The organism is Alteromonas mediterranea DE (assembly GCF_000020585.3).
Taxonomy (GTDB): Bacteria; Pseudomonadota; Gammaproteobacteria; order Enterobacterales; family Alteromonadaceae; genus Alteromonas; species Alteromonas mediterranea.
Map to the genome: position 1 here is coordinate 1,798,750 of NC_011138.3, position 24,696 is coordinate 1,823,445.

At 46.1% G+C, this 24,696-nt stretch carries 21 protein-coding genes; 8 read left to right on the forward strand and 13 right to left on the reverse strand.

The annotated features are described in order from the left end of the window. Positions 1 to 143: 143 nt before the first annotated feature. A complete protein-coding gene (gene ybaK / locus MADE_RS08090) occupies positions 144 to 614 on the reverse strand; it encodes a Cys-tRNA(Pro) deacylase (protein WP_012518131.1) in 471 nt (156 codons plus the stop codon). Continuing rightward, positions 611 to 2,962, reverse strand: coding sequence for a penicillin acylase family protein (locus tag MADE_RS08095; protein ID WP_012518132.1), 2,352 nt, complete (start codon positions 2,960 to 2,962; stop codon positions 611 to 613). The genes ybaK and MADE_RS08095 overlap by 4 nt, the downstream gene beginning before the upstream one ends. Positions 2,963 to 3,060: 98 nt before the next feature. Here MADE_RS08095 and nagZ point away from each other — a divergent pair, with 98 nt between their 5' ends. Continuing rightward, complete coding sequence (nagZ, locus tag MADE_RS08100) at positions 3,061 to 4,071, forward strand: beta-N-acetylhexosaminidase (RefSeq protein WP_015066917.1); 1,011 nt, start codon at positions 3,061 to 3,063, stop codon at positions 4,069 to 4,071. Positions 4,072 to 4,077: 6 nt separating this feature from the next. Here nagZ and MADE_RS08105 read toward each other — a convergent pair whose 3' ends face one another. From MADE_RS08105 to MADE_RS08120, 4 genes are all read right to left on the reverse strand, one after another. Further along, positions 4,078 to 4,593, reverse strand: coding sequence for a cob(I)yrinic acid a,c-diamide adenosyltransferase (locus tag MADE_RS08105; protein WP_012518134.1), 516 nt, complete (start codon positions 4,591 to 4,593; stop codon positions 4,078 to 4,080). A gap of 147 nt (positions 4,594 to 4,740) precedes the next feature. Further along, the gene (locus tag MADE_RS08110) at positions 4,741 to 6,270 is read right to left on the reverse strand and encodes a CsiV family protein (protein ID WP_012518135.1); all 1,530 of its coding nucleotides are present in this window, start codon (positions 6,268 to 6,270) and stop codon (positions 4,741 to 4,743) included. Position 6,271: 1 nt separating this feature from the next. Then, a complete protein-coding gene (gene mfd, locus MADE_RS08115) occupies positions 6,272 to 9,769 on the reverse strand; it encodes a transcription-repair coupling factor (protein ID WP_012518136.1) in 3,498 nt (1,165 codons plus the stop codon). 62 nt (positions 9,770 to 9,831) lie between these two features. Further along, a complete protein-coding gene (locus MADE_RS08120) occupies positions 9,832 to 10,431 on the reverse strand; it encodes a PilZ domain-containing protein (protein WP_012518137.1) in 600 nt (199 codons plus the stop codon). A gap of 174 nt (positions 10,432 to 10,605) precedes the next feature. On the opposite strand from MADE_RS08120, the gene MADE_RS08125 reads away from it, so the two are divergent. Both MADE_RS08125 and MADE_RS08130 read left to right on the forward strand, forming a co-directional pair. Then, on the forward strand, positions 10,606 to 12,021 hold the full coding sequence (locus MADE_RS08125; RefSeq protein WP_012518138.1) for an FtsX-like permease family protein: 1,416 nt from the start codon (positions 10,606 to 10,608) through the stop codon (positions 12,019 to 12,021). A gap of 77 nt (positions 12,022 to 12,098) precedes the next feature. Beyond that, positions 12,099 to 12,662, forward strand: coding sequence for a phosphoribosyltransferase (locus MADE_RS08130; RefSeq protein ID WP_020743379.1), 564 nt, complete (start codon positions 12,099 to 12,101; stop codon positions 12,660 to 12,662). A gap of 11 nt (positions 12,663 to 12,673) precedes the next feature. On the opposite strand, the gene MADE_RS08135 is transcribed toward MADE_RS08130, so the two are convergent. The 5 genes from MADE_RS08135 to MADE_RS08155 form a co-directional block, all read right to left on the reverse strand. Further along, positions 12,674 to 14,122 carry a GAF domain-containing sensor histidine kinase gene (locus MADE_RS08135; protein ID WP_012518140.1) on the reverse strand — a complete coding sequence of 483 codons (1,449 nt, stop codon included), beginning with the start codon at positions 14,120 to 14,122 and terminating at the stop codon, positions 12,674 to 12,676. After that, positions 14,119 to 15,294: an FIST signal transduction protein gene (locus MADE_RS08140; RefSeq protein ID WP_012518141.1), complete on the reverse strand. Its 1,176-nt coding sequence runs from the start codon at positions 15,292 to 15,294 to the stop codon at positions 14,119 to 14,121. The genes MADE_RS08135 and MADE_RS08140 overlap by 4 nt, the downstream gene beginning before the upstream one ends. A gap of 89 nt (positions 15,295 to 15,383) precedes the next feature. After that, positions 15,384 to 16,025, reverse strand: a complete 642-nt coding sequence (locus tag MADE_RS08145; protein ID WP_015066925.1) for an energy-coupling factor ABC transporter permease — start codon at positions 16,023 to 16,025, stop codon at positions 15,384 to 15,386. A gap of 37 nt (positions 16,026 to 16,062) precedes the next feature. Continuing rightward, a complete protein-coding gene (gene xthA / locus MADE_RS08150; protein ID WP_012518143.1) occupies positions 16,063 to 16,872 on the reverse strand; it encodes an exodeoxyribonuclease III in 810 nt (269 codons plus the stop codon). A gap of 161 nt (positions 16,873 to 17,033) precedes the next feature. After that, a complete protein-coding gene (locus tag MADE_RS08155; RefSeq protein ID WP_012518144.1) occupies positions 17,034 to 17,819 on the reverse strand; it encodes a heme oxygenase-like domain-containing protein in 786 nt (261 codons plus the stop codon). Positions 17,820 to 17,989: 170 nt separating this feature from the next. On the opposite strand from MADE_RS08155, the gene MADE_RS08160 reads away from it, so the two are divergent. Both MADE_RS08160 and MADE_RS08165 read left to right on the forward strand, forming a co-directional pair. Beyond that, a complete protein-coding gene (locus MADE_RS08160; protein WP_012518145.1) occupies positions 17,990 to 18,385 on the forward strand; it encodes a DUF2750 domain-containing protein in 396 nt (131 codons plus the stop codon). 14 nt (positions 18,386 to 18,399) lie between these two features. Beyond that, entirely contained in the window at positions 18,400 to 18,792 is a 393-nt protein-coding gene (locus MADE_RS08165) for a SufE family protein (RefSeq protein WP_012518146.1), read from the forward strand. 36 nt (positions 18,793 to 18,828) lie between these two features. Here the strand turns inward: MADE_RS08165 and MADE_RS08170 are convergent, their stop codons facing one another. Next, a complete protein-coding gene (locus tag MADE_RS08170; RefSeq protein ID WP_012518147.1) occupies positions 18,829 to 20,100 on the reverse strand; it encodes a glycosyltransferase in 1,272 nt (423 codons plus the stop codon). 498 nt (positions 20,101 to 20,598) lie between these two features. On the opposite strand from MADE_RS08170, the gene MADE_RS08175 reads away from it, so the two are divergent. Beyond that, positions 20,599 to 21,444, forward strand: a complete 846-nt coding sequence (locus tag MADE_RS08175; protein WP_012518148.1) for an HDOD domain-containing protein — start codon at positions 20,599 to 20,601, stop codon at positions 21,442 to 21,444. Between the two features lie 36 nt (positions 21,445 to 21,480). Here the strand turns inward: MADE_RS08175 and MADE_RS08180 are convergent, their stop codons facing one another. Continuing rightward, on the reverse strand, positions 21,481 to 22,296 hold the full coding sequence (locus MADE_RS08180) for an acyl-CoA thioesterase (protein WP_012518149.1): 816 nt from the start codon (positions 22,294 to 22,296) through the stop codon (positions 21,481 to 21,483). Between the two features lie 170 nt (positions 22,297 to 22,466). Here MADE_RS08180 and MADE_RS08185 point away from each other — a divergent pair, with 170 nt between their 5' ends. Continuing rightward, positions 22,467 to 23,789, forward strand: coding sequence for a spinster family MFS transporter (locus MADE_RS08185; protein WP_012518150.1), 1,323 nt, complete (start codon positions 22,467 to 22,469; stop codon positions 23,787 to 23,789). Positions 23,790 to 23,861: 72 nt separating this feature from the next. Beyond that, on the forward strand, positions 23,862 to 24,665 hold the full coding sequence (locus MADE_RS08190) for an alpha/beta hydrolase (protein WP_012518151.1): 804 nt from the start codon (positions 23,862 to 23,864) through the stop codon (positions 24,663 to 24,665). Positions 24,666 to 24,696 lie beyond the last annotated feature (31 nt).

The window sequence follows — 24,696 nt, forward strand, 5'->3', positions numbered from 1 at the left end:
TCTCTATAGACTAGTCTATCTCGTCTTTACACTGAATTCTTAACTCTGCGCTGTAATGGCGGCAGTTGCATAACTAAATGCCTGAGATGTTAGTTTTTGGTTAAGTTGCTAATACGCTCAGTGTTGATATTAAATTAACTGAACTAACCTACCGAGATATCCGCAAACTTAGCACCGGTAAGTGTTGCTAAGTCAGCCGGGGAAAGCGCCACTTCTAACCCTCGTTTTCCCGCGCTTACGTGCATAATGGCAAGGCTTTCAGCGCTTTTGTGAATAACGCTGGCTAACCGTTTTTTTTGGCCCAAAGGGCTAACGCCACCCAGCACATAGCCAGTGGCTACCATCACCGCGTTGGCCTGCGCCATTTCTACTTTTTTAACACCTAGTGCTTTTGCCATTTTCTTTTCGCTTAGCTTGGTGTTTACGGGTACCACGGCAACTGCAAGCTTATTATTGTCTGTACTAACCACTAATGTTTTGAATACGGTGTCTGCATTAAGGTTAAGCTTTTCAACGGCTTCTAGCCCGTACGATGCCGCATTGGCATCGTGTTCATATTTTAATACCTTGTGTGCTATTCGCTTTTTCGTAAGTAATGTAATGGCAGGTGTCATTCGGCTTCTTTCTTATAAAAGACTCGGCTGTGTATGGGCTTGCTGGGTAACAAGGGCGTTGCTGCATGCACTGCGTAGTCGTTAAACCCTGCTGTAAAGAAATCTGACAGTGGGTGGCCCGATTGGCCGCCAGGTAAGGTGAGGATTGCGTCTTCAAGGTGGCCAGGGCTTACAAAAAATCGTTCAGACGCACCAAATTTAGGCGCTTGCACGGCGGGCATATACGTATCGCCAAAGCCTTCCACTTGCTGCATGTTTAACATGCTTCCTACTAATGGGATTTGACTCGCGAAGGGGTGTTCTACTGAGAGGGCATTAACCTTGCCCCATGCTAACGTTTCCATATCGGCTTCAACTGGCGAATACTTATCTAGCAGTTTGTGTTTGGCGCGGCGGTAGGCATCCACAAGCAGTTCGTCGAAGCTTTCAGTGTCGGCAGGTAGCCAAGAGCTTGGCTGACTGTGAATTAATTGCCAGGTGGCGGGCTCTATGCCCCTTAATAGCGTTCGGCTGTTAACTCCTTGTTTGTCTAACGTTGAAAGTAAGCCGCCAAAGAGCGTTTGCACCACTTCCTGCCTAAAGTATTTTACCAGCGTATAACCTACGGAGTCTTCGCAGGCACATTCTTTCCATGCGTTTAAATAGGCAAGGTCTGGCTTAAACTCAATGCTTTGCATATTTAACAGGCCATACAGTAAATGCTGCCAAGGAATAAGAAACTGCGCATGATTATCTAGCTGAATAGCGTAAAAGTCGGTTTCATTGAAGGTGTCTTTCTCAAACAGCCTATCTCTTATTTGCTGTCCGCGCGCACCTAGCGCGTAGCCACCGTTACCCCACACTTTCGTGTCTTCTGCCGATATCACGCGAGCGTTCGCGGTCCAGATCCTACCCATACTTGGGTTAATAACTTCAGGTAAATTAGTTGCGCGTTGAGCCGAAGTGTTTGCCGTATCACTTTCTTTAATTGCCGTAAAAGTAGCGCGTTCTCTTGCCATTACTGCGCCCCCTGGTAACCAAGCCGCGCTGCCGTCTTTATCAACAATGACCAAGTTTTGGGTGGGAATGGCTATGCGTTTACCGGTTTTAACCGCGGCATCTACGGTGTTTGCTGTACCAAAGTCCACAATGCCTAAGTTAGCGGCGAAAGGGTGGTGGGCCACCCAATTTAGGGCGTAGCGTTTGCCGTTCAATTCCCTCACTGGGCCAAACTGGCTCACATTGAAGGTAAATTCATGTTCACCATCGGGCAAAGGAATACGTTCAGTAACAGTTGTTGTTGCTGTGTCGTCATCCAGCGCAATCCAGTCTACGTTATCTAAATTTGCGTTTGTAAAGCCCCATGCTATATGCCCGTTGGTGCCTACAACAATGCCGGGTAACCCGGGTAGCGATACGCCCGTTACTTGTACATTTCTACCCGCGTCTTGGTAGTTAAGCTGTGCTCGGTACCAAATTATTGGCACACGAAGGCTTAGGTGCATATCGTTGGCTAAAAGGCCTGCACCTGTTGACGTGTGTGCACCTGTTACTGCCCAATTATTACTGCCAATATCCGGTAGTTCTGCGGCATTGTAATGGGCGCGCGCTATAGCTGTGTCTTCTTTTGGACTACCTACATCTGGTTGAGGCGCTGTAGTACGAAGAGAGGCTGGATAGGCCGGTATGGGCGCGTCGAGTAAAGGAATTTCGCTGGCATCAAGGGCCGCCTGATAGTTACTTGGCTGAGTAATAAAACCGTATACGTCCTGCCCGAAGGTTGAAAGCAATGCTTCTCTGGCTAAGTCAAGCTCTACCTGGCTACCTTGTAAGTCCATATACATACTGTAAATAACAAGGATGCTGTCGGTAGGGCGCCACTGCACCACGTCCACAGCCGCGGCTAAGTATTCAAACGGCGGCAGGGTGTATTCAGATAGCGCATCGTTCACGCCGTGAGCGTAGCGTACTAATAGCTCTTGTTGCCTAGCGGGCAAGTTATCAAATACGGCTTTTGCGCGCTGCTCGAACTGGTGGAACCGCGCTTTTTTGTCAATATCAAGGGCAATGTCACCCACCCATTGGGATAAATTGCCTGAAGCTGTGCGCCGCTGAAGATCCATTTGAAAGAAACGGTCTTGGCCGTGAGCAAAGCCAAGCGCGTAGGCGGCGTCGAAAATGTCGTTGGCTTTTACTATCGCGTGGCCTAAATCGTCGCGACTGAGCTCAGTAGGCGCGTCTACGTGATAAGTGGCACTGTTTCCATCAAGAGCGGGCAGGCTTAGGCGCAGCGAAATATAAAGTGCGATAGCAGCAACTGAAAGCAGCGTTAAAACACCAAAAACCAACCACTTGATCCAATTTATCACGTGTAAAACTCCCTATTTTTCTCTATCCTAACCACAGAACTTGCAAATTTGAAGTGATGTTTTATGACAAATATTAAGGTGGTGCTGTGGGGCCGTTAATGTTGGACTGTCAAGCCGAAGAACTCTTGCCTGAAGAAAAGGAAAAGTTAGCACACCCAGTGGTTGGGGGCGTAATTTTATTTACCCGAAATTATCACGATAAGCGCCAGCTATCTGCCTTGGTTCAAGATATCCGGCGTTTTGCTAAAAATAACGTGCTAATTGCTGTGGATCACGAAGGTGGTCGCGTTCAGCGTTTTCGCGACGGGTTTACCGCTATACCGGCAATGGGCGATATTTTACGGCAGTCTGAACATCAGGATGAAAGCGCGGCATATGCAAAAGCGTGTGGTTTAGCGTTAGCTTACGAACTAAAAACGCTAGATATCGATTTTAGCTTCGCACCGGTTCTCGATATTAATGGTGTGTCGCAAGTTATTGGCGATAGGGCGTTTAGTAATAATGCTGATGAGGTTATTCGCCTTGCTACACAGCTTATTCAAGGGCTAAAAACCGTGAACATGCCTGCTATCGGGAAGCACTTTCCCGGGCACGGCAGCGTAGCCCCAGATTCTCATATTGCTTTACCTGTGGATGAGCGCGGTTTTGACGAGATACGCCGTACGGATATGGTGGTGTTTGAACGCGTTATTGAACGTGCGCTGCTAGATGGCGTTATGCCCGCCCACGTTATTTATAATCAAGTTTGTGACAAGCCGGCTGGTTTTTCGTCAACGTGGCTAAAAACCATTTTGAAAAACGATATAGGTTTTAACGGTGCCGTGTTTTCTGATGATTTGTCGATGCACGGTGCAAGCGTTGCCGGAAGTTATGTTGAGCGCGCTGAAGCAGCGCTTGACGCTGGGTGCGATATGGTACTGGCGTGCAACAACCCGAAAGGCGCGGAGAGTATTCTAGATGGTTTAGAGGCACGCTTTTCAAACCCGAATAACAGTGACGTAGCAAGGCAAGAGCGTGTGATGGCACTGTATGGGCGAGTGATGCCCGCCGGGCTTTACGATAAGTATGAAAGCGCCGCGGCCCTTATTGCGCGGTTAAGTGAACGATAGTACCGGTTACACCGGTACTTCATCTACGCCGGCTTCTATGTTTAAAAAGCGCGCAAAGGTGAACAGAAAGTCGCTTAGCCGGTTTAAGTAGGCGTGAACCACTTCCGGTACATCGTAGTGTTTTGAAAGGCTAATGACCGAACGCTCGGCGCGACGACAGACCGCACGACAAACGTGAGCCTGTGCTGCGGCTTTGCTTCCGCCTGGCAAGACAAATGACGTATTGGGCGGCATTTGGCTGGTAAGGGAATCGATAGCGCTTTCAAGCTTTTCAACGTCGTTTGGGGTTAATGTAGAACTTGCTGAAATGGCAAAGCCCGCTTGAAACAGACTGCGCTGAATGTCGTGTAGCAGAGAATTATGCGTTGCTGGTACATGGGCAGCTAACAAGCCAATATGACTATTGAGTTCATCCATATCGCCATAACTTTGCACAACTAAGTCGTCTTTATCAACGCGAACGGCTTTGTCAGCATAAATTTGCGTACTGCCTTTATCGCCAGTACGAGTATAAATTTTCATAAAATCTTACCTAAAGCTAATTTTTTGAAAGCTGCTTCTTAAAAGCGAGGTTAAAACGAGTAGCCTTCACCGGTCTTAAAAGAAACCCAACAATGTGGTGTCTTCAGCCTGCCAATCTTAACCGGGCCCTTTCTAACTAGGCACGGGTTACTCGTCGTCGCCGGTGGAAGGGCGCTGGTATCGGCGCACCTGAACGACAAAACCAAATAAAGGGTGGTCGAAATAATGTAGCTGGGTACTAATAATTCGGCGTTGCTCTACAAGTGGCACCGACACTAACCGGTATTCAGGGGGCGCGGTATTTTCCACTGTGCTGTCATCTTCGCTGCTAAAGTAGCTTAATGGCACGGGCTGTCGGTAAAACATTTCACTATCAACGTGAAGGTAGGGGACGCGGTTAATATATTTAAGGAATACTTTAATGGTACCGTCAATTTCCCAAATAGGCGTTCTTAAGGCCCCATCGCCTGCGCCTTGCTCAACAATTAACGGCCCATCTAGCGCTTTAAAGGCGTTAAACGCAATGGGTTTAGGTTTTTCCAATCGGCGCTCTAGCGCGGCAAAGAGGTCTTGTACTGCCACTAATTCCGACGCTACGTTACTGCTTTTGCTGCCGTCTGACATACCTTGCACGCCTTGTGCGTTAGGCACATTGGCAGATATTTGAGCGTTATTGGCAGCAGTATTAGTGGTATTAAAAGTGGTGCCGGTTTCTGTGGTTAGCGACGCGGTGGCATCGTAACCAAATTGTGGGTTCTCATTTAACCCATTGTCTGTCGCGCTAGTTTGTATATCTTTGCGCATCTCGCCGGAAAGGTTGTACTGCTGCGCATAATTTTGACCACCGAAAAGCCTCACTTTGAAGGCATTGTTTTTCCCAAACATTACGGGCTGACGCCATGTAGCGTGGAATAAACGCTCTAGGTCGCGATTCGAGCGAATTTGGCGAGAAATCGATGACAAGGCCTGTTCGTTACTGGTAAGTAAATGCGCTTTTGACGCTAACGGCCAGTCATGTCCTTCTACAATAATCGGCAAATCAGCAGGCGCTGGCATTCTGTTATCCGGGTAATGGGCTTTCCATACGATAGCGGGTTGTAGCGCTTCGCTACTGGCCTCACTGTCGCTGACGTCGTCATTTACCACAGCAGTTGCGCTGGCAAGGGTGGTGAACTCTGCGCTAAGCCACGGCTTTTCTTCTTCGCAGTATTTGAATTCTGGAACCTGTATGGGAGTGCTGTGCTTAATGCCGAAAAACGACGCCCAATAGCCCGCGATGGTTTCAGCATTCGGAGCAGGCGTTAAATTTTCTTCGGTATCAAACGTACTGCTGTAGAAAGCGCGTGCAGCCGGAAGATCGATTTGTGGCAGATTAAACAACGCCTCGTTCGGCCACTTTACCGTGGTATCTGCCCCACAAACCGCTAAGCCCTGTTTTAAGTAGCTAATATCAGGTGAAATAATATCACTGATGATGTCTGCCTGAGCGCGCGGGGCCGATAAGTTGTCAGCCAGCGAGAACTGTTCTTCTAGCTCTGTTAGTGCCACGTTGCGCTTAAATGCAATGACTTCAACATCAAACCACCAATTATCATTGGCAAGTGCAGGGGTTGAAACAGTGTTTAAGAAAATTGCGCCTATCGAGGCAACTAACGGGCACCAGCGAGATAACTTCATGTTACCGCGACTCCTTTGCAAAATCGGCAATAATATCGCTAATGAACGCAATTCGCGCTTTAGCTGTGTCGGTCTTTTTCACCAAACGCAGTTTTTGGCTGCCTTCAAATTTGAAGGTGTTCGGCTTGGTTTGTACAAGGCTAATAATATAGCCCGGATTGACCTTCGTGTTCTCTTTGAACTCTATGGTACCGCCTTGTGCCGACAAGTCTACTTTTAGAATGCCTAAATCATGGGCTTTTAGTTTAATTTCAGCCACTTCAATTAAGTTCTTCGCCGGCTCTGGCAGCAGGCCAAAGCGGTCGATACATTCTACCTGGAACTCATCAATGTCATCTTGCGTCGCACAGCTCGCCAAGCGCTTATACAGTGATAAGCGTGTATTTACATCGGCAATGTAATCTTCCGGTAATAGGGCAGGAATGCGAAGCTCTACTTCGGTATGGCCAGACATCGCATCGTCTAGCGACGGCTCTCTGCCGTCTTTAAGGGCATTAACGGCTTTATCAAGCATGTCCATGTAAAGGCTAAACCCTACGCTTGCGATTTGACCCGATTGGTCGTCGCCTAAAAGCTCGCCTGCACCACGTATTTCTAAATCGTGAGTAGCCAGTGCGAAACCTGCACCTAGGTCTTCTAACTGAGATATCGCTTCTAAGCGCTTCACGGCATCTTTTGTCATGCGCTTAGGGTGCGGCGTTAGCAGATACGCATAAGCTTGGTGATGTGAACGGCCCACACGCCCGCGCAGTTGGTGAAGCTGCGCTAAACCTAAATGGTCGGCTCTATCCATGATAATGGTGTTCGCACTAGGTACATCAATGCCCGTTTCGATAATAGTGGTACACACAAGCACGTTGTAGCGCTGGTGATAAAAGTCGCTCATCACGCTTTCCAACTCTCGCTCGCGCATTTGACCGTGCCCCATTGCAATGCGTGCTTCGGGAACAATTTCGGCAATCTCTTCTACGGTTCGTGCAATACTTTCAACTTCATTGTGAAGGAAGTAAACCTGACCACCGCGTAAAATTTCACGCATAATGGCTTCGCGAATAACCGCTTTATTGCGCTGCTGCACAAACGTTTTAATGGACAAACGACGGGCAGGGGCGGTGGCGATAATCGACAAGTCGCGCATGCCGGAAAGGGCCATGTTTAGCGTACGTGGAATAGGGGTTGCGGTAAGCGTGAGAATATCAACATCGGCGCGCAGCGATTTCAGTTTTTCTTTTTGGCGAACACCGAAGCGGTGTTCCTCGTCTATGATGACAAGCCCTAAGTCTTTGTACTTTATATCGCTAGAGAGCAGTTTGTGCGTTCCCACGACAATGTCTACTTTACCTTCGCCAATACGTTCAACCACCGACTTTTGCGCTTTACCGCTAACAAAACGGCTCATTACTTCAATTTCAAACGGCCAGGCTGCGAAGCGGTCTTTAAAGTTTTCATAATGCTGCTGAGCAAGTAGCGTTGTCGGCACCAAAATAGCCACTTGTTTACCTGCATTTGCGGCAAGGAAAGCGGCGCGCATGGCAACTTCAGTTTTACCAAAGCCCACGTCTCCGCATACTAGGCGGTCCATCGCTGACGGGCTGCCCATATCATGCATAACCGCTGCAATAGCTTGGGCTTGGTCGGGTGTTTCTTCAAAGGGAAAACTATCGGCAAAGGCTTGATAATCGTCCCAGTTAATCTTGTATTCGAAGCCGGGTTTCGCCGCGCGTCGCGCGTATACGTCTAACAGCTCAGCGGCTACGTCACGTACTTTTTCAGCCGCCTTTTGCTTCGCTTTCGTCCACGCGTCTGAGCCTAAGGCGCTAACTGGCGCACTGTCTGCATCGCCACCGGTGTAGCGAGAAATCAAATGAAGCGAGGCTACCGGTACATATAATTTCGATTGTTTAGCGTATTCAATACACAGATATTCTGTGGTTACACCACCCGCGTCGAGGGTTTGTAGCCCTAAATAGCGACCTACGCCGTGATCTAAGTGCACCACGGGTTGGCCAATAGAAAGCTCGGCCAAGTTGCGAATAATGGCGCTTTCATCGGTAGCGGTTCTTTTATCACGTAGGCGACGCTGGCTAACCTTTTGGCCTAGCAGCTCGGTTTCAGTTATAAACAACAGCTCGCCTTCCTCGGTTTGCCAGCGGAAGCTGTTATCCACCATGCCAACCGTAATACCAATACTGTTGTGGCTTGCGATGAAATCACTGTAACTGTCTACGATAGTGGGCTTTATGCCGGCTTTAGCAAGCACCGACAGCAAGCCTTCTCGACGGCCTTGGGTTTCTGCACAAAACAGTACTTTAGCCCCGTTGTCGGTGGCGTGGTTTACTGTTTTAATTAAGCGCTCGGCAGGCACTTTTTTCTGCGAGTTAATGGCAATGTCATCAAGCTTTTCGCACTGTAAATTAGTGGTGCCCGGCTTTTCTTCAAGTACGGCGTTGGTTAACGATGCGCGGGGCCACTGCTTAATTGCGCCAAACAGTTCGTTTATAGGTAAAAAGAGTTCATCAGGCGCAAGCAGGGGGCGCGCTAAATTATATCGATACTGCTCGTAGCGCTCTTGTACGTCGGCCCAGAAAAACTCACTGGCGTCTTGTACATCGCCGTGAAGCAGCAGCAAGCTCTTTGGATGCAGGTAATCAAACAGCGTTGCGGTGTTTTTGAAAAACAGAGGAAGGTAGTATTCTACGCCACTTGGCATTGTGCCTTTGCTTACTTGGGAAAATACGCTTTCTGACGCGTTGTTCGCATCGAACTTTTCCAAAAACTGCTGCCGGAAAAGCGTAATGGCCTCTTTATCGGTAGGGAATTCACGGGCTGGCAACAAACGTATTTTATTGACTGACTCGCCAGAACGCTGGGTTTCTGTATCGAAGTAGCGAATAGAGTCTATTTCATCGTCGAATAAGTCGATACGAAACGGTTGGTCGCTTCCCATTGGGAACAAGTCGATAATACTGCCGCGCACAGAAAATTCGCTATGGCTCATTACTTGGCTTACATGTAAGTAGCCGGCTTGCTCTAGGTTTCGTCTGAATTGGTCTCTGTCTAACGTGTCGCCCTTGTTTAGCATCAGTAAGTACTTAGCCAAATAGTCGGTGGGCGCTAGACGCTGCATTAGCGTGTTAACAGGAACAATGAAAATGCCATCGCCTTGCTGAGTAAAACGAAACAGGGTTTCTAAACGCTGGGAAACAATATCCTGATGGGGCGAGAACGAGTCATAAGGCAGCGTTTCCCAGTCAGGGAAGAGAGTAATGGGCGTATTATGCTTATTATCGCTTAAGAAAAACGCTATTTCTTTTTCAAGCTTCATCGCCGAAGGCGTGTCGGCGGTGATAAGTACAATAGGGCCTTTATACTGGCTAAGTGCTTGACTGATACATAGCGCGGCGCTGCTGCCTTGAAGCTGGCCCCAATGCTTGTGGTCTTGTGAAGCGGCTTCTTTTTTAGGCGCAGGTAATGGTAGCGATAATAAAGTGGCTGTCATGACGTCCTGTTTGTTTTAGTGCAAGAGGTTTTTTACGGCTTATATACTGTTATTGGGGCAAATTAGGATCCCGCTTTTTTATCTTTTGACCGTTTTCGCAGCTGCTGGGTTTGAATATGTAAGCTTGCGCGAACCAGAAGCTCCTGATCTTGCTCTCGTATCGTGTTAAAAATAAAAGCAATATGGTAACTATCTTCAACTTGCTCGCAAGTAATTACTTCACCGTAACAAAAAATAGCGGCAGCTTCGGCATCTAAGAAAAGCTTAAGTTCCGCCTGAGTGCCTACCTCTAGTTTGTCTTTTGATTCGATAATAACGCCACCACCTCCAAGTTTCACCGTTTTGAAGCGGTGTTCGGGCTCATCTTGCTGATGCAAAACAAACGACATCATTAGGTCGATTTTTCTCGACTGATGATTGAGATATTCGGCGAGTGTCTCAGCGTGATCGCCAAGGTTTCTTAGCGGGCGAATGGCCTGGGCTTCCAATGCGGCCATTTCGCTTGCGATGCGAAAGGCATAGGGCATTGACTCTTCAAGGTTATCTTCATCAGGTACGGTTTCATTAGCACCTAGAGGACGCACGTTGGCGTTAACGCAATAGGCGATTGAGAAGTATTCATCGAATTGGGCTTGTTTTTGTTCTTGGCTAAGTTCGCTCACATCATTCCTCTGCCACTAATTCTTGTGCAGCCAGTAGCTTACACGTAGTATACCCACTTTACTATTTTGGGGTTACCCCGTCATCTCGCCTTTGGGCTACTTATCTGAATAATTTGTTCAATAAGCATAGCCAAATGTAAGGCAGATTACCGTATTACTGAAAAGCAAGGCGCTATGTTTTATCCTGTTTCTGCATTCATTGCCTATCGTTATGCTAAATCTAGCAAATCAAGCCAAACCAGTTTTGTCTCTTTCATTAACCGATTCTCGGTAGCCGGCATTGCCTTAGGCTTAATGGCACTAATCATCGTAGTGTCGGTAATGAACGGCTTAGAGGGCCAGCTAAAACAACGTGTTTTAGGCATCGTGCCGCACATTGAAATTACAAAGACACCCACCGAAATTACGAAGACACCCACGACAACAAGTAAAGACGCAACACTTACAAAGACACCCATCGTAAACAAACAAACCCAAAAGCTTACAGAGACACCCATCTCAACATTAAGTAAGCCTCCCATTTCTGAAGACGATAGCTCGAAGCTTACAAAGACACCCACCGTAAGCCCTCAATCTCAATCGGCTATGACAGTAGACGCGCTTAGCAAGACACCCATCAAAGGGGTGGTAGCAAGTATGGCATATCGAGAAACTGAAGCTGTCGTTCAGTCACGCTCAGATCTACGCGGCGTTCAAGTTCACGGTGTCGAGCCCGGCGTGATGCTAGAGCATACTCTTGTGGCAAATCACATGGAGCAGGGAAGGTTTAACGATTTAGTAGAAGGAAGTTTTTCTGCCATTATTGGGCGTGCCCTTGCCATAAAACTTGATGCGAGGGTTGGCGACAGGCTTCGCGTAATGGTGGCAGGGGCAAGCGTTTATACGCCCTTTGGGCGAATGCCGAGTCAACGCTTAGTAACAATCGTGGGTGTCTTCGATATGGGGTCGCAAATGGATGACAAGGTTATGTATATGAACCTAAAAGATGTCAACCGGTTGATGCGCGACCCAAAAGGCAACGGGCGGTCGCTACGTTTGTTTTTAAACGATGCGTTTAACTATTTAGCGGTGGTTGATCATTTAACCGATACGATGGGTGTCTCTGTAAGTACTATCAGAACGTGGCGTGAGCGCCAAGGGCCATTATTTGATGCGGTGAAGATGGAAAAAAACATGATGACGCTTATGCTGCTGCTAATAATAGCGGTAGCGGCATTTAACATTGTGTCTGCGCTGGTGATGGTAGTAACTGAAAAGCAAGGTGATATTGCCGTATTGCAAACACAAGGCATGCTACCTGGAACTGTTATGTGGATTTTCGTACTTAACGGATTGTTTAACGGCATAAAAGGAGCCGGCATAGGCCTTATATTAGGCGTCGTTATTACGCTTCAATTGAATAACATTTTGGATTTGATTGGTTCGCCATTAGCACTTGCGGCCGATGGAAGCGGTTTGCCTGTAGAAATGGATGCTATACAAATTGCTGGTATTGCATTGCTCTCGTTGCTTCTTTGCGTGCTTGCAAGCGTGTATCCGGCGCGAAAAGCAATGAAAATAGCCCCATCTCAAGCACTTCAAAACGAATAATGGGGTGAATTAACCGTGCAAATCGACGCGAAATTCACTATACTCGCGGTCTTTTAAATTTCGCCCAGTGAGACGTCATGAACAAGAATTTTATCACCTCGCAATCGCTTCTACAGGATTCCTTTCGCTTAGCGGCAAAGGTGTATGAAGATGGCTTTCGCCCTGACTTTATTATCGGTATTTGGCGTGGTGGTGCTCCAATTGGTATCGCGGTTCAAGAATTCTTTGAATTTAAGAATACGTCTACCGACCACATTGCAGTGCGTACTTCGTCTTACTATGGTATTAACCAGCAATCGAAAGAAATCCGTGTTCACGGTTTGCACTACCTAGTTGAAAACGCCAATGCCGACGACAAGCTACTGATTGTTGACGATGTTTTCGATTCTGGCCGTAGTGTTGATGCGCTTATCAAGCAAATTAACAAGCTAATGCGCTTGAACATGCCTAAAGATATTCGTATTGCGTGCCCATGGTATAAGCCACAAAACAATACCACTGACATTGTGCCAGATTATTACGTTAACGAAAGTGACGAGTGGTTGGTATTCCCGCATGAGATTGCTGGTCTTTCTGAAGAAGAAATTCGTGAAGGCAAGGGTGAGCTTTCTGACGTTATGGACATATTATTTGATAAATAAGCATTGAACGCTTAGGTATCATCACCAGACGTATTGAAACCGCACTGTTGTGCGGTTTTTTTATGCGCTAATTTCGTTGGGAAGGCGAGGGTAAAAGTCGTACCCACATTTACTTCGCTTTCTACCGAAATGGTGCCACCCATGGCTTCAACAATAGAAAATGAGATATAAAGCCCTAAACCTGTACCTTTGCCGGTGGGCTTTGTAGTGTAAAAAGGTTCAAACAATTTTTGTAAGGCATGTTTTTCTATTCCGCAACCCGTGTCTTTAATAACCATAACTGTATTGTGGTTTTCCGTATCATTGTATGAAGTGATTGTGAGCGTGCCGCCATCGTTCATGGCTTGTGCTGCATTTACGAATAGGTTAACCAACACTTGGTTTAGTTTGCCTGTTCTCCCCTTAACAGGAAGCACACTGTCTAGTTTCTGCTGAATTTTTATTCTGTGCTTTAGTTCACTATTTACCAGCCTAAGAGCGTGACCAATGCAGTCATTAACGTTTATCGTCTCATCGTCCTGAACATCCGCGTCATGGGAAAACGAGCGCAGGCTGGTGATAATATCAGTGACTCGAACAAGCCCGTCTTCAGACTCACTACAAATATCTGCAATTTCGTCGCTCAATGAATCGATTCTGTTCTGTGTTTGCCAAGCTATGGCTTCTGCAGTTAGTTGGGCGCGTTCTTCATCACTTTGGCTTTGTGACAGTTTAACCACAATATTTTGCATTTGAGATAAAGCTGGCAACACATTTCGCAGAAAATGGATGTTACTATTGATAAAGGCTATGGGGTTATTGATTTCGTGTGCCACACCTGCCGCAAGCAAGCCTAGCGACGCCATTTTTTCTGAGTCGATAAGGCTTTTCTCTACTTGTGCTTTCTCCTCTTTCAGCCTTACTGTTTCAAGAGCCATTAATTTAGCGTGCATACCCATTGCAATTTGTTCGGTAAACGTGCGGTAGCGGTTGGCCATGTCTACATACTCTTGCGTGTAATAGCCTAGCGACTGATGGCAAAACACGATAACGGCTTGCTGCTGGTGTACGTTAAACGGGCAGTAAAGTACAGAGGTGACTTGAGTATCAAATAGCGAGAGATGTTGTTGCCAAATAGGTTGTTGCCTGATATCAAATAGGGCCACGGGCGTACTTTTGACCGCACGGGATAAGGTTTCGTCAATTTCCCAAACGGTATTAAGAAGTGGCGCGTAGGTACTGTTAATGCAAGTCATACGCTTTGGCCCTTCGTTTTGTAGCACAAAACATACTTCGTAATTGTACAGCCCTTTAAAGACACTGAACATTTTATGGTACAAGTCTTGTTTATCTTCGGCGGTTAGCAGCGCCTGTGTTCCTTCTAACAAAGCGTCGCTTTCTTTTTTGTGCGCTTCAGCTTGTTGTTTCAGCCGATAGACAAGCGCAAGCTCTTCTAAAACGTTTTCATAATCTTTATTCATTGGGAAAACACTACTGCTGAAATCATGAGATTGCCGTGCCTGTTTTTGCCGTCAAGAAAACGACCTTGTTCGCCAAACGTAAAGGGGCCGCATATTGGAAGAGATGCAAATTTTTCTTGTAGGGAGCAAAGCATATTGTCTATTTCGTCGCCCACCATAAGCCGGCAACCCGCACAATAGATCATAAGCACGCCTATGGGCTGTCGATTTTCGGGTAAAAGCATAATGGCATTGTTAATGACTCGCTCGGCGCGAGAGGTAAGGCTTGAAATACTACCTTCCATCAACACTAAATCTTCATTCTCTTCCACTTCAGAAAACATGTTTAGCGCGCCATTCGCCTCTGTAGAATCTGGATGGCACAGTAAATAGCTCGTTGCACCGTTTTCTAGTGCTACTGGCCGGCCCAGTGGGACCGAAGACGTAAGCGTTAAAATTTGCCCGCCTTGCAGTTGTTGTTCGATTAAACGGTTTGTTGCCTGATTATAAATATGGCTGGCGGGTGAGCCGTCGAGCTCGCTTAGTTGTCGTCCGCACGCTTTTGACACTCTAAACACGGTATCAGTTGGTTTGTAACCAGAGCTATAGCTCAAGCCAAGGGGGGAAGTAGGGTACATAACAACTACTGCTATTGTTTTTGCGCCTAGCGCTTCACGGGTGAGGGTAGTCCAATTGCCTTCAACGGTGTTGTCTGCCATCGACCCTCCAAAAATAGGGACCTGATCCCCAACCACACTGGCAAACCCTTCTAAAATTCTTTCTTCATTCCCCGGCGGCAGCGCACACCATATTAGCGCAGGGCTTTCATAAGGGCGCCCGGCATTCACGAGTGCCTGTTGTAAAGCATTAGCCCCTGCCTTAAATGCACTGTTCTCATCTATGTTGGCACTGCCAACGCCGTAGGCCCCGGCATCGTCAAACACACAAAAAAGTGCAAGATCGCACTTTGCACTAACAGTTTTGCTATCGCAAAGTAGTGAACCCAAGCATGAGCTGGAAACAAGAAAAGGCGTAGACGCTCGCTTTAAGGCGTGCTGAACATCTTGGAAAGGAAGACAGGCATTAGCGTAGCCAATTACCAGTGAAGGCAACTTTTTTTCAAAAAGCGCAGCGATGTCTTCTTTTATATGCGCAGGGTTAGCGCATTGTATCTCGAACGTTTCTATTTGCATTTGGCTTTTACCACTAAACCTATCAATTAATAGTAGATTAAAATAACAAAAGCCTTATTAACCATTAGTCGCAAAAACTGACCTAGGGTTTAGTTATCGAGATAAAATTTATCGTGAAACGTGTACACCCACGTGGGTTGGTAAATAACAAGTAACGTTATCGCCATACCGTTTAGTAATGCTTCTGGGAATACAAGTAGCGGAATGAGCAGTATATAGTTATCGAAGATAATGTCCCATGCATAAATGCCGTCCATGTAATAAAAGGCGCCGAGTGATAAGGTTTTTAGCGCTATCGAAAAGGCGGCGGGGAAAAACGCGCAGATGAAGATGTAAACAAATAACTGGCGAGGGATACGGTGAAACGACAGCATATAAAATAGGTAAGTAACGCTGATGGGGAGCACCGTACCTAATAAACCGTTCACACCCAGGTTTTGCCATGTTCCATAGCCGGTAGCTGTGGCGCCAACAAGGGCGATAAAAGCGGCGATAATTGCGTATCTAAAGCCGAGCATGAGCGTAAGCACAGATAAACCGAGGAAATGTACGTCTAGGCCTTCAAATATACCGGCTTTGAATAACCAAAGTACGAACAGCGAAGCCGCGGTGCCGAAAATAAGATGTTGTTGCTGCTTATTTTTGGCAAAGTGAGTAAAGTCGATACTCTTTACAGCACCTAATAAAAAGGCACCATACATCAGTAAAGCTATGACTTGTAGTGTACTCACATATACTCCCCGGCTACTGCGCCTACATTCTCAATTTTTAACTTTTGTACTCAGCCCAGATTGGGGCGTGGTCAGAGGGCTTCTCAATACCGCGAAGCTCGTAGTCAATGCCAGCATCAACAAGCGTGCTATGAAGAGACTTTGTTGCCAAGATCAAATCAATACGAAGACCTCGGTTGTCATTAAACCCCTTAGAGCGATAATCAAACCACGAAAACCTTTCGTTTGTTTCAGGGTTTAACGTACGGAAGCTATCTTCGAAACCCCAGCTGAAGAGGGTGTTGAGCCACTCGCGCTCTTCTGGCAAGAAGCTGCACTTGCCTGTTCGTAGCCAACGCTTGCGGTTTTCTTCACCAATGCCAATATCGAGGTCTGTGTGAGAAATGTTTACATCACCCATCACAATTACATTGTCTTCTGGCGTGTGGTTTTCATCCAGATAGGTCATTAAATCTTTATAAAACTTACGTTTGGCTGGGTACTTGGTTTCATGCTTTTCGTTTTCACCCTGCGGGAAATAACCGTTCAGGATAGTGACAGGCTGGCCAGCGTCATCGGTAGTTTTTAATATGATCATTCTACGTTGCGCGTCTTCTTCATCCGTGGGAAAGCCCATAGTTACTGATAAAGGCTCTTTTTTAGCTAAGAAGGCGACACCGTAATGGCTTTTTTGACCGTGGAAGTAAACGTGGTAGCCCATTGCTTCTACTGCTTCAACAGGAAACTGCTCATTGTGAACCTTAATTTCCTGAAGCCCGATTATGTCAGGCTGGTGGGCATCGATAACGGCTTGTAGCTGGTGTAAGCGAGCGCGAATACCATTTATATTAAAGGAGATAACTTTCATATTTTTTAAACTGGTTGATACGAACTTCTAACAAGTTTATCAGAAAGCGTCGACGCGCTTAATCATCAATTGCGGCTATATTAATGCATTCTGTCGATTGCATAGATTAAGTTTATTTATAGCTTACCGATGATCGCGTGAAGAGAGGCCGCAAAAGGTGGCTATAAATTCGCTTCTTGCGAAGCTTTGGTTAATTGAACTTGGTTTCCTAACGCAATTAAATATTCAAACCATGCATTAGCATCATCAATGATGTCTGTTATTACCTCACTATTTTCTAAAACAAGTGTTGGAAGTAGAGCGTCAACATCTTGTTTGAAAGACACCCATCTTTTCGCACAGCTCGCCATAGCCTGATAGTAGTTCGTTGGAATCTCTTTCTGCTTGGCAGCTAGCCGCCTGGCGATGATATTTGCCCCCATCGATGAACCTAACCATACGTAAGCTGCTGCGATAGCTTGTGATGTGGGAGATTTAAAGTTGAAATCTAGGGGCTTTTTAGCGTGGGTGTCTTGCTTAATGTTTTCTTTAATCTCGCTTTGGCTTAAGAGGGTATTGTGAAAATTAGGGTGGGTGTCTTTGTAAAAGGCACCAGTATCAGTGAGCTGAGATTTTTCAATATGGGCGTTTTCTTCTTGGGTGTTTGATGTGATGTTTGAGGTATTGCTCATTGAATGCAACGCGTGGGTGTCTTCGCTAATGGCGGTTAAAATAGCATCGCTATTAATCATCGATGCAATGCCTTCAAGCTGTGTGCTGTTCTGCTTTGCGTGATTTACCGCACGGGCAGCAGTTTCGTGAAAGTTTCTCATCACGAAAAGTACGGCTTGATAAGCCTTAACGCTAAATAAATTATCATCGTGATAAATCGAAAATGGATAAGTATTTTCTAGCGTGGTGTGGCTAGCATGGGTGTCTTGCTTAAGAGCGGTAAATAGGTTTCGCATGGACGGTGATTCTTCGCGATTAAATTACATGGTTTTTGTAGTTTGGCTTAACCTTATCATGGGTGTCTTTGTAACGGATAGGTGGGACGGAGTTTTTTTCCTGCCTATTTCATTGCGCCGAATACCAGTGCGGGTATACTTGCCGCAAATTTTAAGATAGGTAAAGAATTGTGTTTCCAGAAACAGTTGCAGATAAACTAACTGATGCAGTGATTGAACAGGCAATGAGGCTAAGTGCCGAAGAACGCCAAGAACTTGTTGTGAGCTATATCGTAAAAGCTAATGAGATTTGGCTGGTGCAGGGCAACGAAGGGTTTGTTATGTTTGAAAACGGTGATAGCGTCCAGCTGCCGGTATTTCCACATAAAGATTTGGCGCAGAAGTTCGTAGATATCAACGAAATTGTTGGTCAATGTGCAAACGTAGCATTAGACGAATTTACTCAAACGTGGCTACCAGGCCTTGAGAAAAACGGTGTTGAACTTGTTATGTTCCCAACAACAAGCGACGTTGAGAACCTGGTTATGACCGCCGAAGATCTTGCCGCTGCGTTAAACGGCAACTAAGTTAAGGTTTGTGTATGTCATCCGAAGATAATTTACTTCCTCTTGGCGAATCGCTGGCTAATGCGAAAGGGTGGGATGACTTTACTCGCACACTCATGTTAGCGGGAAAGGCGCTAACTCCGCTACCACAGCCAGAGCGCAATGATAATACTGCGGTGGAAGGGTGTGAAAGCCCAGTATGGTTAGCTTTTTCTCACGATGAAGGCTGTCTTATGGCGTTTTCACCAAGTAAGGTAATACGCGGTGTACTCGCCGTTTTACTTGAAAAAGCAAATTCACTTACCAAGCAGCAGCGAGCGGCCTTTGATTTTGAAAATTATTTATCGCAATGCCAACTTGAGCGCCACTTAAGCCAATCGCGAGGAAACGGGATCAAGTCGGTTATAGCGAAGCTTAAGGATATCTAATTAAAAAGGATATCTAATTAAACCTGTGGCTTAATTTTACTTGTTTTTCGCCTCTATCCACTGGCTCATGTACTTACTCGCCGTCAGTGTTTGGTGCCAAAGTAGGCTTTGCATAAATAACGTCGCTCTGTGCGATTCTAAACTTTGCGTTAAATTTAGTATCTTTGTGGTGAGCTCAAATTGAGGTTGGTGGGCTTTAAACTCATTAAGTAAGCATTCCGCTTGGTGGCTCGCATTTTCCCACACCTCTTTATTGGTATAGAGCGCTACAGCGTGCTCTACATAGTTGTTAACCACCTCAGGTTTAGCGATATCAGTGCTACAAATAGCCCCGGGCCATGAATACGGTGCGTCATTACTCGGGTCGTCTTTCGCTACCTTTCTACGTACGATGCCTTCCGCGCCTACCCATGTTGTAATACTTGGTGTAAAACATCGCATTGCATCTAAAAGCTTTCCTTTCACGCCAGCCCCAAACCGTAAAGGCGCAATTAGTGCCTTGGCGTTTACCATCACTGATTCAACGTCTGCGGCCCAACCCTTCACTAAAAAGCCTTGCTTGTCGTTGTGAAGTTGTGTGGCTTTTTTAGGTGGATAAGCGCCGTAAATGTGCAGTTCTGCTTGGGGAAGTGCTTTTTTAATTGCAGGCCACAGGCTTTGCTTAAGCTGAAGTGCTGCATCCCAATTAGGCGCATGGCGAAAGTTACCGATGTGAACGAAATTGGCGCGCTGCTCAAAAGGAACCTGTATCGTCGTTGTATTGCCAACAACAAGGGGGTGATAATGAAGCTGCGCTGCTGGCACGCCGTAGTGTTCAGTGAGCAGCGCCATCTCTTGTTTGGAAATTACTAGAGTGAGATCGCTACGTAATATAGAAGCGATTTCTCTTTGTGCTAACTCACTGCTTAATTGTGCCTGTTTAGCATCGCCTGTTTTCTTTACGGCATCGTGCCTTGCTTGGCGTAAGCTATGTAAGTCTTCTGTATTTAAAATGCGTAGCGCTTCGGGGCAACTTTCTTTCACCCGCCACGAAAACTGCTCTTCTGTCATGTAGCGATCAAATATAACCACGTCTGGATTTAACCGCGCTATCAGCGTATTGAATGAACTGCAGTTCAGTGCCACAGAATGGGCTTGCACGCCCAGTGCTTCAAGGTCTGCTTTGTGCTCGCTATCTGTCGCTGCGGTTAAAAACGTTACGTTAAAATTAGCGTCTAAACAGCGCATTATAAGCGATAGCATATTTTGGCCAGCGGCCGAAGAATTAGGCTCAGGCCATACATAACCAATTACAGCAACATTTAACATGGTGAAATTTTAACTTTTACGTTTGAGGTTAGCCTTAAAAGGCGCGGTGTTGTGGTGTTAGCGTGTGATGCTAACATAAATCTGCTTCGCTAGCGTTGAAACTGCAAAAAAGGGGTAACCCTTAGAAAATCTAATTCTTATAGGTAATTACCCCGAGTTTTTCTTTGTATTACAATTATAGGTATGTAAAAACAAGCGGCACGGTATAATAAGCCAATCGGGATGAAGTTGATTATATGGCTTATTAGTGTCGGTATTATTGCCCTTGTATAGGTGCTTAAAAATAAAAGCTCGGCGCATGGCTGGTGCAAAAATCAGCTAATAAAGCGCAATTTAATTGCTTAATATAACGTTTTGATTAATAAAAAAATCATACTTTTTTACTAAGCGGTATTTATTGACCTACCCGTTTTTTGTGCCTATACCTAAACAAACGTGAGGCAAATGGACGTACCTTGGGCGCTATATTGATAAAGGCGGCATTAAGAGAGTGCACGAATGAATTTAGATGAACTAGTTTCCAAAGCGGAAGACCTCTTCGTATTACCAGACTCGGTAACTCGACTTAAAGCTTGTATGGATGACGAAGCTTCAAGCATCGATGACATCGGTGAGATCATTGCTTTTGACCCTTCGTTGGCCACCCAGCTTCTGCGTGTGGCGAACTCTGCGTTGTATCGATTTCCTAACAAAATTGATACCGTCACTCGCGCAATTCAGGTGGTGGGCACCCGATCTACCTACGATTTAGCACTTGCCTATGGCGTTAGTCAGGCCTTTAGCGATGTTGACGGCCAGTGTATCGATTTAGATAAATTTTGGGAGCAAAGTGTCTCCTGCGGCCTTTTGGCAAAGTATTTTGCAGATATGCGCAATATTCGTGAACCTGAGCGCCTTTTTGTTTCCGGGTTGCTTCACAATATTGGCGAGCTTGTTACCGTGTCCGTATTACCAGAATCGGCTACGCGCTGTCAGGCGTTTAATGCCCGAGTGAGCCCAGCAGAGCTTCAGTTTGGCGTGTTGGGTTTTACTTATGCCGAGCTATCGGCCAGGCTCATTGAAAAGTGGGATATTCCCAGTACGATTTATGCGCCTATTGATAGTATTCACAAAGGGGAGGAAGGGGCCACGACTATTGAAGATAAAATTCTGCAGTTGTCGTACGTTTTAGCTCTCGATAATGTAAACCCTGAGATTTACCCAAGCTACCATAACCTCAAACCTGAGCAACACGAGGCGCTTTCGCTAAAGCGGGAAGATCTAGAAGATGCACTAGATATAACCAATCTACAGTGTATTTCGATTATATCGCTATTTAATCCTAATGCCTTTATGTTGTACTAACTGAAGCGTATACACGCTTCAGTTTAGCCTTCCGGTTTAATCGAAAATCGCGACGGTTTGCCTGCTTATCGCAATCACCTCGTTGTCTTTATCCCAAATTGTTGCTTCCGTATGTCCGTAGCCATCGGCCGCTTGTCGCGTATGCGCTTTATAGCCAAACCAATCGGTGGGGCTTACAGGTTTATGCGGATGAATAAACTCTAAATTCCAGCTAACTGTGCTTGCTGGTGCAGGCAGCTTCATCATTTGCAGCAAGGTTGGCGGCCATGCATCAATCATGGTGATGATATGGGCATCGGTAATGGCTTCAGGCGCCTTTTTAAAACGCATAAATCCATGGTAGTGACTGGTTTTCTTGCGCGTAAATGGAATGCCACCTTCGTCGATGGCTAAGTCAAAGTAACGCAAAAATTTTGGCGTTACTTTAGGAATTTGCGGTATGAATTTAGCCTTATTTGGTAAAGGCATATCGTGCTTTTCGTTGTTCTCGACGCGAATTCCAGACGCCCTGGCAACGCCAAAGCAGGCTTGAGAGAACACGCAGCTTTTTCCGTTTTGAATAGCGTGTGCCGTAAATTGCGATACGTTTTTACCCGTTCTTAGCAAAGTAACTTCAATAGAAAAAGGAGCTTCAAGTGACAAAGGGCCCACAAAGTTAGTGGTGAATGAGCGCAATACCCGATTGTCAGTAACTTGTTGCTTTACTGCACAGTAGAGCATACCGGCAGAAATGCCGCCAAATGCGGTACGGCCCTGTCCCCACGTTTTGGGAATGATAAGGCCATCAACCTTCCATGTGTTTTCCGAAGTCTGTGATAACTGAGGGATATTGAGCAATTCGTCTACTGTCATACTTGCTGTCTGGTCTGATGAGTTGAGTGTTTTGTCATCCTACCCTAAGCGCTATAGAACGAAAAGCCTGAGTTAGAAATTTTCGTTATGTTAACAAATAAGTAACAATAAGTTGTTTATTTTTTTACCTAATGCGTAGACTGGGGTTATCGTCACTTAAAAGGACTGTTATGGCCCATACTCACGTAGAAGGTATTCCTGCTAATGAAGCCGGAACATCAAGAAGTTACCGAAATTACGTTTTATTCATACTAACCCTGGTCTACGCCTTTAACTTTATAGACAGGCAAATCATTGGGATCCTTTCACCTTTCATTAAAGCTGATTTAGGTTTGGATGACGCCCAACTTGGGTGGTTAAAGGGGGTTTATTTCGCGCTATTGTACACGGTGATGGGAATTCCTATTGCTTGGCTCGCAGACCGCTACAGCCGGGTGAATATCATCGCCATCTCACTTACGTTGTGGAGCGGGTTTACCGCAGCTTCGGGGTTGGCGGCAAATTACATGCAGCTTGCCATTGCTCGAATAGGCGTTGGCATTGGCGAAGCAGGGGGCAGCCCACCGTCGCACAGTATTATCTCTGACCTTTTTCCGAAAGAAAAACGAGCGGGGGCACTCGCTATTTACTCTTTAGGTATCCCTTTTGGCGTTATGCTAGCGTTTTTTGCGTCTGCATTTTTCTTGCAAGGGGGCTCAGCAGACTGGCGTACCGTTATGTACAGTGTGGGTATTCCTGGCGTGCTCCTTGCGATACTGCTTAAGTTAACGGTAAAAGAGCCAACTCGAACCGTATCTGCGCCAAGTGACGATACAACGAACAAGCCAAGCGTAAAGTCATCGCTTAAAATGCTTTTAAAGATACCCACATGGTGGGGAATGGCGCTGGGTATTTCGTTTGGCTCTTTTGGAAACTATGCAATATCAACATGGGTCATCGATTATTACGTACGCGCATTTGCGGGACTAGACATCACCCAACTGCTGATTGTATTTGGAATTATTAACGGTACTGCATATGCGTTAGGTGTATGGCTGGGTGGCTATATCGCAGACCGATGGGGTAAGCACAATAAAAAGGCGTATGCGCTTTTGCCTGCTATTGCGCTGATTATCGGTGTGCCGGCTTTTTACGCTTCGCTTCAGGTCCAAGACTTATGGCTTTCTGTTGGGCTAATGGCGCTATTATTATTTACCAGCGGGTCGTATTTGGGGCCCAGCTTTGCTATGGCGCAAACCCTAGCGCCAATAAACGTACGGGCAATGTCAACGGCGCTATTTTTCTTCGTGTTAAATATTATTGCCCTAGGTGGCGGGCCTACGCTTACCGGTATTATAAGTCAGGCACTGGTTCCTTCTCTTGGTGAAACAGAAGCATTGCGACAAGCGCTTATTTACCTTGTGGTGCCTTATGGGCTCTCAATTGCGGTTTTCTTATGGACAAGTACCAAAATCGTAAAAGATTGGGAAATGGCAGAAGCCAGAGGCTTGTAGTATTATCGTGCTTTATTGCTAAGGGGCTGATTTCAAGCCCCTTATTTGTTTGTGACATAACGGAGTATATTGGTGTCTTCGACAGAGTTGAGTTTTCATTTTGCTCATGCAAACGGATTTCCCGCTGGCAGTTACAATGCGATGTTTTCGGCGTTGCCTAAGAACTTCAATCGTTTACACGTTGAGCGTTTCGGCCACGACCCTCAGCTTCCCGTGAATGGCAATTGGCGAAATCAAGTTCACGAGCTTATTAAGCATGTAAGAAAAGAGAATACGGACTCACGCGGTGTATTTGGCGTGGGGCATTCATTTGGTGCGGTTATCACCTATATGGCCGCATGCGAGGCGCCAGAACTGTTTCGAGGCATCATTTTACTCGACCCGCCGCTGGTGGTTGGCCCGCTAAGCTACTTTTTCAGGTTTGCTAAGTATACGCCGTTAATCAATAAACTAACCCCGGCGAAGCTCGCGCAAACACGCAATACTAGTTGGCCGAGTAATACCGATATGGAAACATACTTTCATAGCAAAGCCTTGTTTAGAGATATGGACAAACGCTGCGTACGAGACTACGTAAAGTCGGTGACTGCGTTAAAAGGAGACGATATATCGCTGACATTTCGTGCTGACGTTGAAGCTGCGTTGTTTCGAAACGTACCTCATAATTTGGGAAAATATAGAGGGAAACTACAATGTCCGGCAGTGCTCGCAACGGGAAGTAAAAGTAATGTATGTAAGCCAGAAATGTATTCTCGCCTAATGAAGCATAACGCTATTGATCATGTTGTGCTTGAAGGGGGGCATATGTTTCCTTTAGAGCATCCAGAGCAAGTGGCAGCGTTTATAGAACGTACGATAACGAGGTGGAATACATAGTGGGGCACGATTTGGCGCAGTTGCGCCAAAT